The sequence below is a fragment of the Puniceibacterium sp. IMCC21224 genome (assembly GCF_001038505.1).
In the GTDB taxonomy this organism is placed as follows: domain Bacteria; phylum Pseudomonadota; class Alphaproteobacteria; order Rhodobacterales; family Rhodobacteraceae; genus Puniceibacterium.
Genome location: NZ_LDPY01000001.1, coordinates 2,841,786 through 2,854,881, shown reverse-complemented (window position 1 = coordinate 2,854,881; position 13,096 = coordinate 2,841,786). Strand labels below are relative to the sequence as shown.

At 56.3% G+C, this 13,096-nt stretch carries 7 protein-coding genes, 1 tRNA gene and 3 pseudogenes; 8 read left to right on the top strand and 3 right to left on the bottom strand.

Annotated features, from left to right (window positions below):
• Positions 1-119: 119 nt before the first annotated feature.
• Positions 120-281, bottom strand: a pseudogene (locus IMCC21224_RS27825) (IS256 family transposase); the annotation flags it as partial.
• Positions 282-496: 215 nt separating this feature from the next.
• Between IMCC21224_RS27825 and IMCC21224_RS13160 the strand changes: the two are divergent.
• The 5 genes and pseudogenes from IMCC21224_RS13160 to IMCC21224_RS27115 all read left to right on the top strand — a co-directional run.
• A tRNA-Asn gene (locus tag IMCC21224_RS13160) sits at positions 497-571 on the top strand.
• 185 nt (positions 572-756) lie between these two features.
• The gene (locus IMCC21224_RS13155) at positions 757-2,778 is read left to right on the top strand and encodes a site-specific integrase (protein WP_047995741.1); all 2,022 of its coding nucleotides are present in this window, start codon (positions 757-759) and stop codon (positions 2,776-2,778) included.
• Between the two features lie 139 nt (positions 2,779-2,917).
• A protein-coding gene (locus IMCC21224_RS13145; protein WP_156178119.1) for an IS3 family transposase occupies positions 2,918-4,056 on the top strand; the annotation gives its coding sequence in 2 pieces (ribosomal slippage) (positions 2,918-3,158 and positions 3,158-4,056; 1,140 coding nt in all).
• A 151-nt stretch (positions 4,057-4,207) separates the two neighbouring features.
• A pseudogene (locus IMCC21224_RS13140) lies at positions 4,208-4,714 on the top strand (transposase); the annotation flags it as partial.
• Positions 4,715-4,792: 78 nt separating this feature from the next.
• A pseudogene (locus IMCC21224_RS27115) lies at positions 4,793-5,014 on the top strand (transposase); the annotation flags it as partial.
• 574 nt (positions 5,015-5,588) lie between these two features.
• Here the strand turns inward: IMCC21224_RS27115 and IMCC21224_RS13130 are convergent.
• Positions 5,589-8,168: an ATP-binding protein gene (locus IMCC21224_RS13130; protein ID WP_053078975.1), complete on the bottom strand. Its 2,580-nt coding sequence runs from the start codon at positions 8,166-8,168 to the stop codon at positions 5,589-5,591.
• Between the two features lie 21 nt (positions 8,169-8,189).
• Positions 8,190-8,663, bottom strand: coding sequence for a molybdopterin-dependent oxidoreductase (locus IMCC21224_RS13125; RefSeq protein WP_047995739.1), 474 nt, complete (start codon positions 8,661-8,663; stop codon positions 8,190-8,192).
• Positions 8,664-8,853: 190 nt separating this feature from the next.
• On the opposite strand from IMCC21224_RS13125, the gene IMCC21224_RS13120 reads away from it, so the two are divergent.
• The 3 genes from IMCC21224_RS13120 (at position 8,854) to IMCC21224_RS13110 (ending at position 13,084) form a co-directional block, all read left to right on the top strand.
• On the top strand, positions 8,854-9,474 hold the full coding sequence (locus IMCC21224_RS13120; RefSeq protein WP_047995738.1) for a response regulator transcription factor: 621 nt from the start codon (positions 8,854-8,856) through the stop codon (positions 9,472-9,474).
• A 441-nt stretch (positions 9,475-9,915) separates the two neighbouring features.
• Positions 9,916-10,392 carry a hypothetical protein gene (locus tag IMCC21224_RS13115; protein WP_231582081.1) on the top strand — a complete coding sequence of 159 codons (477 nt, stop codon included), beginning with the start codon at positions 9,916-9,918 and terminating at the stop codon, positions 10,390-10,392.
• Between the two features lie 55 nt (positions 10,393-10,447).
• Positions 10,448-13,084 (top strand): NEW3 domain-containing protein, encoded by a 2,637-nt coding sequence (locus IMCC21224_RS13110; RefSeq protein ID WP_047995736.1) that lies wholly within the window; start codon positions 10,448-10,450, stop codon positions 13,082-13,084.
• The last annotated feature ends 12 nt before the right edge of the window (positions 13,085-13,096 follow it).

The following is a 13,096-nucleotide window of genomic DNA, read 5'->3' as shown; positions in this document are numbered from 1 at the left end:
ACAAACGAGCCAGAGCCTCCAATGCTCAAGCCGCTCTGATGTCCCATTTTATATGACGACGGACAGTTCAGCGTACCCAAACGGGTATCCAGAGAGTGCTCTCGATACCCGTTCCGTCAGGTCGTGCGCTGATCAGCCCGTTCGTGCTTGCCAGCTCCGATCAGACCCTCGACATCGGCCTCCATGATCAGCTGAAAAACGACTTCGGCGACGAAGCGCAGAAAACCGCCTCCGTCCTGCTTTGCGAGAAGTTCGGAAAGGTCCATGGTGGTTTTGGTCATCGGGGATTCCGTGTGGTTCGTGGTTGAAGCGTCAAAACTCTACCTCGACCAAACATCTCGATGGCCATCCAGGATTACACCGGCAGCGCCGATGAAATTATACCACCTAGGTCGACACTACCTGAAAAGAGTCGACGGGTGATTTCTAGAAAGCTGTGTTGCACAAAAAAATCCTCTGGACGCCTCCTGACGATGTTGTTATAGCGCCCCAGTGTTCCGGCGTAGCTCAGCGGTAGAGCAGTTGACTGTTAATCAATTGGTCGTAGGTTCGATCCCTACCGCCGGAGCCAAATCTTCCTAAGCTACTGTTCCTGAACGGGTTTCCTGACGTAGAGTCAGAGAAACGCCGTTCTGGCACGACTCCTGGCACTCCGTCTGGCACACACGCTGGCACAGGAGTCGGAGTCATGCGACCGAAGACGACCGCGCAACCCCATCTGGAATATAGGTCCGCCGGCTTTCATTGGCGCAGACGATGGCCGCAATTCGTCTTTCAGATGGGGTTCAGAACCCCATTGAAAAAACTTCACTGCTTTTTCCCCTTCATACCCACGTTCTCCCCGATGCGAAGATGCTGGCTCTGAAACTGACTTGTCTCAGTGACATCGCCTTCGCCGGACTGACGGAGAGAACGATGGCATTTGCGCCCGACATGATCGAACGGCTTCTGGTGGAGCTCTGCCGCTTCACTATCGAAGCGGCTGATCTTGCGCGTGAAGTCGCGCCGTTGCGCACCCCGGAGGCAGCAGCCTATGAGCAGACCTGCGCCATGGCCATATTGGACGTGCTCCGTCAGGCAATTCATTTGCGTGACCGCGAAGCTGCTCGTGAGCCCTTACGCGTTGCTGCTATGCGGCTTGGCATCCCCCTCGACGAGACCGACCCGGACTGGCAGAAATTGGCTTTCCGGGCGCTCCGCGTCATGCTCGACGCGCACCAAGAGAATCTCCAACGCGAGCAAGGCACATTCAATGGACCTTCGCCGGTGTTTCGGGCAGCCTCGCGGCTTGTCGACGGCGCATCAAATCTCAATATCATGTCGCGATCAGACTGGGGAACGGCTGGGCCGACCCCAAGCCATTTCACGAGCAAAATGCCTGGCTCACAGGCAGTTCTGGAAAGTGCACAGCCGGAAGCCAATCCTTCCGAGATGATCCAGCATCCAATTGCCACTCCAGCTGCGGCCACCGAAAAATTTGCCGATAAGGAACCTCAGCCGACTGCACAGAAACCAAATCTGACCACTGCATGCCCATCAATTGTCGAAGGAACGCAAACCTATATTGATATGCGCAGCAAGGGCTATAGGAGTTTCAAGTCGACCGAGCAGGCAAACATAAATGCAGGTGATAGCTGGAAGCGCAATTCGGCTCCGAACGTCAGCGCAACCGGGCGTCTTTTAACCAGAATTCTCGGCGACAAGCCGTTTGAGCAGCTTACCGATCCAGAGTTGACCGCGGCCTGGGAGCTTGTGGCACGTCTGCCCCGGTCCTACCAGGCCAAGACCAGCAAGTTGTCGCCCCGGGAAGCCGCCAACGATGCAGACGCAACCGAGCTGCAAGAGGCGGATATCACCCGAGCAAAGTTGAAAAAGAATGGCGCAAGCCCCGGGAAGATTGAATCCGAGCTGTTGAAATTGCGCACTCCTCGCCTGCGAACCGCTACGATCTACCGCCACATGCAGGACTTTCAGCGAATTTGCGTATTCCTCAGGAAGAAGGGCTTCCTGAACTCGAACATCATGGAAGACCATATTTGGGACTCTGCCGAATATGACCGCCGCGATATCCTCGAGGAGGACAATGAGCGTCAGACATGGAACGGAAAACTCGGCGGTCTTTTTCGGTCGCAGATCTATCAGGACAAGCTCGAAGACGCGGGCGATCCGATGTTCTGGGCACCGCTTATCGCGGTCCACATGGGGCTTCGGAGCGAGGAGATTCTTCAGCTTTTTGTCTCCGACATCCAGATCATTGATGACGTGCCCTGCATCGTTCTAAGTCAGGGGCCAGGACAAAGCCTTAAGAGTAAAGCCTCCCGCCGGACCGTTCCAATCCACGACAACCTGCTGGAACTGGGGTTCATGAAGCTGGTCGCGAAGCTTAAGCGGGAGGATGAACCGCGTTTGTTCCCATGGATCGAGCGGAGCGCGTCCAAGAAGACCTACACGGAGACCTTTTCCAAGCGTTTCACACGGTATCGCCAAGACCACAAAATTTTCGATGCGCAACGCGATTTTCACAGCTTTAGGACGACATTCAACCATCTGTTGATCGAGGCTGAATGCATCGATACGCAGCGGCGCAACCTGATGGGTCATGTGGAGCGTGATGTGGGTATCACGAACTACAATCCCGGCGGTTTTTCTAAAAGTCTCCTGCGCAAGCGCGTGAACTCGGTCGAGATCGACATCTCAATGATTCGCCCCCCGTTCCAAAACGTCGGGTCCGGAAGTGTAACCGACCTTTCGGCGCATCTTACGCTGGCTCAGGGGTAGGAAGAGCAGGCCTGCAGTCGGCCTGCGCCACAGACATCGGCACCCCGGGACCGGGGCGCCGACAAGTATTCAGACCTGGACTTGTCGCGATTTAGTTCCGGTCTCTTTCGAGCGATATTCGCAATGAAGGAGACACAAATTGGCACCAAGATACAGCGACGAGTTCAGACGTGATGCGGTTCGCATTGCAACAAGCAGTGGACTGACGCGACCTCAGATTGCGTCTGATTTAGGGGTTGGTGTTTCGACACTGAACAAGTGGGTTCAACACCATCAGAATGATGACCTGATGTCCGGCCCGCATGAGGATGTGGAGAAGGAGAACGCCCGCCTTCGCAAAGAGAACCGGCTACTCCGCGAGGAGAGGGAAGTGTTAAAGAAGGCGACGATCTTCTTCGCAGGCCAAAAGGCGTGAGGTTTGCCTTTATCGACACCTGGAAGAAGATCTGGCCCATTGAGTTTCTATGCCGCGTTTTGCGGGTAACTTCCCGTGGGTTTCGCGCCTGGAAGATCCGCCCTATCAGCCGAAGCCAGCGAGATGACATGGTGCTGTTGGCCCATATCAGAGAACAACACCGCCTTAGCCTGCAAAGCTACGGCCGACCTCGCATGACGGAGGAACTGCGCGATCTCGGTCTTGTTGTCGGGCACCGCCGGGTAGGCCGGTTGATGCGTGAGAACGCGATCAAGGTTATTCGAACCCGTAAACATAAAGTCACGACTAACAGCAATCACGCCTTCAATGTCGCCCCCAACTTTCTTGATCAGGACTTCTCTGCTGATGGCCCAAACCAAAAATGGGCAGGGGACATTTCCTACATCTGGACGAGCGAGGGATGGCTGTATTTGGCAGTGATCATCGATCTTTACTCCCGCCGGGTCATTGGCTGGGCGGTCAGTAACCGGATGAAGCGGGACCTGGCCATCAAGGCATTAGACATGGCAGTAGGGCTGCGAAAGCCACCCAAAGGCTGTATCCATCATACGGATCGTGGCTCTCAATACTGTTCAGGTGACTATCAGAAAAGTCTGAAGCAGCATGGATTTCTGGTCTCAATGAGCGGCAAGGGAAATTGTTATGACAATTCCATGGTCGAGACCTTCTTCAAATCTCTGAAAGCCGAACTGATCTGGCGTCAGAAATGGGCGACCCGCAGACAAGCAGAAGGAGCAATATTCCAATACATCAATGGGTTCTACAACCCGCGAAGACGGCATTCATCCCTTGGCGGGAAAAGTCCCTTGGCTTTCGAGAGACGGCCTCCTAACATGAGCTGAGAGACCGGAACTTTTGCGTGGCAAGTCCATGTCAGCTGCGTCCTTCGACGTTCCGGATGTCTTGTTCATCTTCGCTCCTTGAAAGCTACGATGAACCAGAAATCCTCCGTTGTTCAAATCCTCAAATCTGTCCCAAAAGCGCTGACGTCAGACAATCCTCGACGACTACAGCCGCTACATCATCGCCTGGAAGCTTTGCACAAACATGCGGGCCGAGGACGTGACGGACACGATTGAACTGGCTCTGAGCGCATCGGGCTGTGACCAAGCCGTCGTCCGGCACAAGCCGCGCCTGCTGAGTGACAACGGGGCCTGCTACATCTCTGGCGACCTCGCCAAGTGGTTGGGAAATCAAAAAATGGGCCACGTTCGCGGGGCACCATTCCATCCGCAAACCCAGGGCAAGATTGAGCGCTGGCACCAAACTATGAAGAACCGGGTTCTGCTGGAAAACTACTACCTGCCCGGCGATCTCGAACGCCAGATCGGGGCCTTCGTAGAGTATTACAACAACGCGCGATACCACGAGAGTCTCAACAACGTCACGCCCGCCGACGTCTACTTTGGGCGCGACAAAGCCATCCTCAGAGAAAGGAAGAAGATCAAGATACTGACAATCCGCGAACGCCGCTTGCAACACCAAAAACAAGCCGCATAATCAATCACACAAACGAGCCAGAGCCTCCAATGCTCAAGCCGCTCTGATGTCCCATTTTATATGACGACGGACACGGGCATCACGCTCCAGCACATCCAACCCGGTCAGCCGCAGCAGAACGCCTACATCGAGCGTTACAACCGCACCGTCCGACATGAATGGCTGGACCAATACATCATCGAAACTATCGAGGAGGCCCAAGATCACGCCACACAATGGCTCTGGACTTACAACAACGACCGCCCGAACATGGCCATCGGCGGCATCACACCCGCCCAGAAACTGAAAATGGCCGCGTAAGTTCTACGAATGCACCACGTTAAAAATGGGGGGATTACCTCTGGATAGGGCACGATCTGCGACCCCATCGGCGCGTTGTCATAGACTTCGGACAGCGCCGTCTCGATTGCGTGTAGCAGGCCCGCCGTGAGACTGGACCGCCGCAGGGGAGCCGTGCCGATATAGAGCACCGCCAGATCGCAGCCGGTGCGGAAGTGCAGTACCTCAGCCGCCAGCGCGGTTTGCGTTCGCCCGCCGCCCGCCTCGGGAAGCGTCAGCCGGTACGCGGTCGGGCGGCTGTTGCAGGTGGACAGGACCACAACGGCGCGGGCTCTCGTTCTGACTGCGGGATCGGAAGGGGGGAGGTTGCCGCCCTTCCGTGCGGAAGGGCGGCTGGCTGAACGCAGCTACCGGGGAGGGGGGAGGGACCAGTTCCGAGAGTGAGGCGGATAATTCCGCTTCACTGCGGTGGCGTTAGCTTTCTTTTGGTCCTTTGGCTGCGTTCTCTCTGTCACCGCTATGGGAGGAGCGTGCGGCGTATAGGTAGATTACATATGATTGCCGCCTAAATCGACTGCAACTCAGGATAGAGCGCCTATCCTTTGGTATGGTTCCTGCCGTGAAGCTCAAGGGTTTCCTCCCACGCCTGGAACGCAGCGTCGGCAATTTCGGGAACGTGCGCAACACGCTCGGCGGCGGCCTCTTGGTCTTCAAACTTGCAGGCCAATTCAATGTTTTTGAGCAGCTCATGCAATTGTGCCGCGCCCATCATGCCACACATCCCGGCCAGCGCATGCGCGCGTTCCTGCAGCACAGTGATGTCGGTCGCGTTCTGAAGACCCGTGATCCCAGTTTTCGTTTTGTGTCGGAACGTGGTGAACTGGTCCGCCAGCCGGTCGTGACCCAGAATCTGCAACAGGTCAGCAACCTGCGTGCTGTTCAGGATCACAGGGCTGCCCGGTTTTGATGAGCCAGGGCGTGCCAAAATGTCATCGCTGTTTGGCGAAGCGGTGTCGTCATCTGCCAAACACTCTTCCAGCGCGACCATGTCGATCGGCTTTAGCAGAAAACCGGTCATGCCCGCCGCACGAAATGAGTCACGTTCGTGCGGCAATGCATGGGCTGTCACGGCAATGATCCGGGTATCGCGGTTGGGCCCGGGTGCTGACTGAATCTTCTGCGTGGCCTGAGTGCCGCTGATCTCGGGCATCGAGATGTCCATGAGAATGGCATCAAAAGGTGTCTGGTTCGCAAGGTCTATGGCTTCTTGTCCGCCGGTCGCGAGCGTCACATCGTGGCCGTTCCGGCGCAGCATGGCGGCCAGAAGATTGCGGTTGATTTCGTTGTCATCCACCACCAGCAGGGTTTGCGCGGCCGCTGATTTTGGCGCGACTCCGGTTATCTTGTTGGCGTCAGACAGTGCCTCGCGAACTTCGAACATGGGAAGAGTAACGGTAAAGCTGGTTCCTTCGCCTTCTTCCGAGACACAGTTGATTTCCCCGCCTAGACGCAGGACAAAGCGGCGCACGATGCCAAGGCCCAGTCCGGTGCCGCCTGTGCGTCGCTCATAACGGCTGTCCAGGGACACAAAATCGTCGAAAATGTGGTCCAGATCCGCGGCCGGAATGCCGATGCCGGTATCGCAGACCTCAAGATGCAGCACGCCGGGGGACTCGACTGTCGCCGAAGGCGCATAGCGCGCCGACAGGGTGACGTCCCCTTCGGGAGAGAACTTGATCGCGTTGCTGAGCAAATTGACCAGGATCTGCTGGATTGCCTTTGGTTCGGTTCTCAGAATCCGGTCATCCAGCCCTCTTTGATCAAACCGCAACCGGGTTTTCGTATCTCGGGCCAGAGGTGCCATCGTTCCGATCAGGGCTGCGATCAGTGATGCGATGTCACAAGGAACCTTGGGTAGCGCGACATGGTTTTCACTGCGTTCGATCGCCAGCACGTCATTGATGTGGCCAAGCAGAATGTCGCCTGACGTCAGCGCGGCTTTCAGAAAAGATCTCTGTTCCGAGTCCAGCGTGCTGCCATCCAGAAGTTGCAGGGCAGACAACACACCGTTCAATGGCGTGCGCATCTCGTGGCTCATCATGGCAAAGAACCGTGACCGCTCTTTGTAGGCTGTTAGGGCTTCGTCACGAATTCTGATCTGCTCGGCTTCCTTTTCCTTCTTTTCCGTGACGTCGCGGATATAGGTCACAAAAATTGTCCCGGCGTGCGTATTCGCGAGAGACGCTGAAAACTCCACCGGAAAGACGTGCCCGTCCTGGTGCAGCATATTCATCTCTTGGGTGCCGTGCTCTGCGATCATGGTTTTGCCAGTCCTGTTAAAGCTGGCGAGCACTGCTCTCAGCCGTTCGCGCGCATTGGCGGGAAACAGCAGGTCGATCATCTGGCTGCCGATCGCCTGATCCCTGGAGTAGCCAAAAACCCTTTCGGCCGAGCCGTTGAAATCCAGGATGCGTCCATTAGCGTCGGACACGACGATTCCATCCAGCCCCCCACGCAGGGCCGCGGACAGGCGTTGCCCGGTTTCTTCGGCAGCTTTCGATGCGGTGTTCAGAGACGCAGTCCGCCGCAGCAAAAGGAGGATCACGATGACAAGCGCCGCAGTCATCTGGACCATTAATGCGATCATGATTTCGATAAGGCGGACGATCTCGCTCCGGTCGTCTTCTTCTTTTTCGGCAGAACGGCCAATGTAGCTCAGGGCGATATCGCGGGGCACTGACGAAAGCTGTGTAATTTCGCGTTCAAGCGTGCTCAGGTTTGTGCTCAGTTGTAAATCAGAGCCATCGATGAGCGGGATCTGGGCATTCAGAGTGCTCTGCAAGTCGGCCAGATCACGGACCGCCTGTCCCTCTACGCTGTCCTGTTTTAGCAAAAAGGCACGGCTGTAGAAGATGTCAAAGCGTTTGCGCAGCTCTTGCAGATCGGCGGTCTCGCCGGACTCGGCCTTGGAAATGGCACGTTCCAGTTTGAGGTACTCAGCCTCTAGCTGGAACGCGACCCATTCCTGTTGATCATGTTTGGCGGTCCCCAGATTTCGAACATAGTCCCAGACCGTGTAGGACAGGTAACCAGTGCCCGCCAAACCCAGAAACAAGAGGGCAACAAGCCAGCACCGGCCCCATGGGAATGACGGTTTTGGTTTGGTATGGGGCACAGTATTTCTCTTTGAGGGCTGTTACTGGATGATCAGCCGGTCAAGCTGCCAGATTGACCGGCTATAGATGCTTTCGGTCCGATATTTTTTATGTGCGTCATAGGGATAAACGATCCACAATGGCCCCTTGGTCCGTAGTGGCATAGTATTGCCGTTCTGGAAATAGGCAACAATCGGGCCGCCATCTATGGCATCGCTGGCCGGGATTTCGACGGCATAGTCGTTTACAGCGATGGCCTCGATCTGTTCGGGCTGCACACCCAGATTCTCCAGCAGATCCTTGAGCTGCACACCCTCAAAGTTTTGCAGACCTTCGGTCCAAATCGTCGTCGTTTCGACGCTGGTAACCGGCATGGTTTGGAGTTCCTCCAACGTAAAACTGCGCTGCTCTGTGCCAAGTTGCACCGATAGTATCACGTTGTCATTGGCCGCAGCACCGGTTGCCGCCGCAAGAAAGCCACTGATCATTACCGTATGAATTGCGTTCTTCAGCATGGTGCTACCTCTCACTTTTTCTCACTCAGAACCATACCATTCCCGGAATGCTCTGGTCAGAACGATTTGGCGTAGCTATATATACGAAAGGATAGGTGACGTTTGGTTCCTTTGGACAAAGGTATCAAAGATTTTGTAGAAGTTGTACGGTTCGGGTCCAGCAATAACATTTTGAATTTGTGGAGCGATCATGGCTTTAAGAATTTTGATTGCAGACGACCACGACATGGTCCGGGATACCTTGGCCATGTTTTTGGAAACCGACGGCACGGCACAGACTCTGATGGCCAAGAATCTGGACGAAGCACTTAAATCCATGCGCACGAATGGGCCATTTGATTTGGTTCTGCTGGATTACACCATGCCGGGGATGAAAGGGTTGGAAGGGCTGAAAGAGGCTCTGCTGATCAGTGGCGGTCATCCTGTGGGCATCATTTCGGGTACGGGTACACGTTTGATTGCCGAGCAGGCGCTTGAAATGGGGGCGATGGGATTTTTGCCCAAGACGATGCCAGCAAAATCGTTGGTCAACGCCATCAAGTTCATGGCCGCCGGTGAGGTATATGCGCCAGTCGGTTTCATGTCCGGCAAGGAAGATCCCCCCGAGACGGATTTCGAAAAGACCCTGTCAGAGCGTGAAAAGCAAGTCCTGCGCGGGTTGATGGGGGCGAAGTCCAACAAAGAGATCGCGCGCGATCTCGAATTGCAGGAAGTGACCATCAAACTGCATGTAAAGACGCTATGTCGCAAGCTATCGGCCAAGAACCGTACCGATGCGGCGATCATGGCCCGCGACGCCGGTTTTGTCTGAACCGGGGCGCGTCGTGTCCTGAGTTCCGGCCAGGAGACTTTCGTTCGGATCTGGTCTTTTGAACCGAACCTCCGCATAGCTTTAATTCACAGATATAAAGCCGCCCCTTAAAACGGGCGGCTTTTTCGATTCGGTTGTTATTGCGCAAAGGCTCTGATTCGCCTTTTCCCCTGATGGGCAGACGCCGACGGGCCGTATTCGTTGCCCACGGGAATAGTTGACGGTGATCTATTTCAATAGCCCGACTATCCGAAAGGTTACCGCACTGCCTTCAAGGCTACCTCGTTAACCTTTCGCTCACCAGCTTTGCCAGCTTCGCCGGGTCATGTTGTCCAGGCAACGGACACAGATTTGTGGCCAGAGCGAAAACCGCCGGTCCAGCCCGGCTTATTAAGGGAAACAAAAATGTCTATTATAACAAACAGCGTCAGTCGCTCGGTCTTGGCCGGTCTGACCCTTTGCATCGCCGGCGCCTCCGTTTCGGCAGAAGCACTCGAAAGCAATTTTTCTTACATGATCGTCGAGGCAGACGCCGCCGGCAACGAACAACTCGTTGCACGCGAATCCGTCAAACCGGGCGAAGTCATCCATTACCAGCTGAGCCATGTAAACAAGACAGAGGACAATATGTCCGGTCTCGTTATCGCTGCACCGGTGCCCGAAGGCGTGACCATCACGCTGGGCGCGCAGAGCAGCTCTGTTCCGGCCGTGTTCGAAGTTCAGGCTGAACTCGACCCGGAAAATGAGGGGCTCGAATGGTCGTCCCTCCCTGCCATGCGCCTTGTTGCCGATGAGTCCGGCACACTGCGTCAGGAACCGCTTCCCGAGGGCGATATCGTTGCCGTTCGCTGGAATCTTTCCGAACCCCTCGAGGCCGGTAAAGCCGCTCTCAATGTGTACCGGGTGCGGGTCAACTGATCCCCAATCCCTTCCATAGCCCCTCTAACCATGTCTAATTACAAGGTAAAACATCGTGTATCATCAACCTTTTTTCCTGCGCTCCGCGAGCGTAGTGGCTGTCTCTGCCGTAATCGGCACAGCAGTCTATGCCGCCCCCGAAGCCGGGTCGGTCATTGGTAACCAGGCAGTCGCCACCTACACCAACTCGGCAGGCGACACGATCACAGTGACCTCGAACACGGTTGAAACCGTGGTTCAGCAGGTTGCCGGTGTTACGCTGACCTCGGACAACACCGAAACCATCGCCCCCGGTGGTAAGGCATTCCTGCCGCACATCATCACCAACGAAGGTAACGGCCCGGATGCATACGACCTGACCGCCACCGAAGACAACAGCGGCACGCTCGACACGTCGCAGCTGGTATTCTACCCGGATGCGAACATGGATGGTGTTGCAGACAGCGCCACCCCGCTGACCGAAACCCCGGTCCTCGCACCTGGTGAGCAGTTTGGTGTCGTGATCGAAGCAACAGTACCGTCGACAGGCACTGGTTCCGACACAATCACCGTTCTGTCTGTATCGCAGCTTGACGGCACCATTCAGGCGTCGAACACCGATACACTGACGATCTCGAACGGCGCCATTGTCGAGTTGGTCAAGTCGATGGTCGCAGACGCAGCATCCAGCGGCAATCCCAACATCATCGACGCAGGTGATACGGTCACCATCACCCTGACCTATTCGAGCACAGGTCTGGCAGCAGCCAACAACTACACTGCACAGGACGTTCTGAACGCAGGCCTGGTCTATGTGCCGGGGTCGGCCAGATGGTCGGATGCGGCGGGCATTTTGGACGACGCCAACGGTTCCACAGTTGTCGATGCGACCAACGGCGGCGGCGAGACGATGGCCTTTGACCACGACAGCAGCCAGACTGTGAACTTCAGCCTGTCATCGATCGGTTCGGGCCGGTCCGGCAGTGTAACGTTCCAGGCGACAGTCGCAACCACAGCCAACGCAGGTGTCATCACCAACGTGGCGTCCCAGACTGTTGATGGCGTTGACTTCCCGCCGTCGAACACCGCCTCGATCGTTGTTGACAACCAGTACTCGGTTTCGATCGCTGATACCGCGATCAATGCTGACGGTTCGCCCAACGGCGCAGTGACTTCGGCAACTGATGACGACGCAGCGCAGAACGATATTGTCACCGAAACCGGCGATGTCTTTCAGGGCAGCACCATCCGTCATGAGTTTGTTCTGACCAACAATTCGAACGAAGCTGACAGCCTGACGCTGGACGTAGCGAACGACGACTTCCCGGTTGGCACGACCTTCCGCATCGTTGGTGCCGACGGTGTGACACCGATCATCGGCTCGGTCGGACCGCTGGGCATCGGTGAGAGCGCCCTTGTGACGCTGATCGCCACTCTGCCTACCGATGTGACCCCGACTGCAGCTGCTGACTATACTGCGATCATCACCACGACTTCGGAAGGTTCGGGCGTCTCTGACACCTCGACAGCCGAATTCACCGGTGCCGTTCTGGCCGCAAGCGTAGACCTTGAAAACGCAGTGCTCGGTTTCGAAGGCGACGGCGCATTCCCCACAAACGGCGGTGACCCCTGGGTGACCAATGCCACCGATCCCGGCACCCCGGTATCGTTCCCGATGGTTGTGGAAAACAACGGCCCCGTGTCCGACAGCTACAATCTGTCGCTTGATCAGGCACTGCCGCCGGGCTGGACGGTTGAATTCCGCGATGCCAATGGTTCGCTGGTCACAAACACCGGCACAATCTCATCCGGTGCGTCGACAACCCTGACCGTGACTGTGGTTCCCGCAGATGACGCGGCACCGGGTGACACATTGGTTGACATCAAGGTAGAAAGCTCGGTCTCTGGCCAGTCTGACCGTATCGTCAACGCTGTGACCGTCAGCGAAGTCTACGACGTGCAGATCATCGAAGATCAAAGCGTTCAGGCCTCGCCGGGTGGTGTTGTCGACATGCTGCACACGATCACCAACGAAGGTAACGTCGCAGTGACCGAAGGTTCGATCCTCGAAAGCGGTCTGTCCAACTTCTCTGGCGCCATCTTCTGGGACCAGAACGGTGACGGCGTACTTGATCCGACCGATCCGGTGATCGACAACTTCAACGACCTGACCGACGGTGTGTCGGCTGGCGTGAACGGCCTGCTGCCGGGCGAGACCATCTCGGTGATCTACCGTGTGCAGACGCCTTCGACTGCGACGGCTGGTGTTTCGGAAATCGGTACGCTGACGCTGGGCACAGCCCTGAACTTGGGTGCCGGAACTGATGCGAACGCCGCGGACAACGCAGCCGAAGACCGGATTGTCATTGTTTCGGGTGATGTAACGCTGAACAAGTATCAGTACATCGACGCAGCCTGTGACGGAACAGTCGGTACCTTCACTAAGTTCCGTCAGGACGTCGAGCCGGGCCAGTGCATCCGCTACATGATCGAAGCGGAAAACACCGGCGCATTCGAAGCTACCGACGTGGTTATCTCGGATGCGGCACCTGGCTACACCACCGTGACGAACTGCGGCGGTCTGTGCGACGAAGCCCTGTTCCCTGGAACCAGCACGGCGACGATTACAGCCAGCAGCGTCTCAAGCGACCACGGTTCGGTCCTGCCTGGTGGGTTCGCGAGACTGGAGTTCACCGTGCAGGTGGATAACTAAGTCCACCCAACT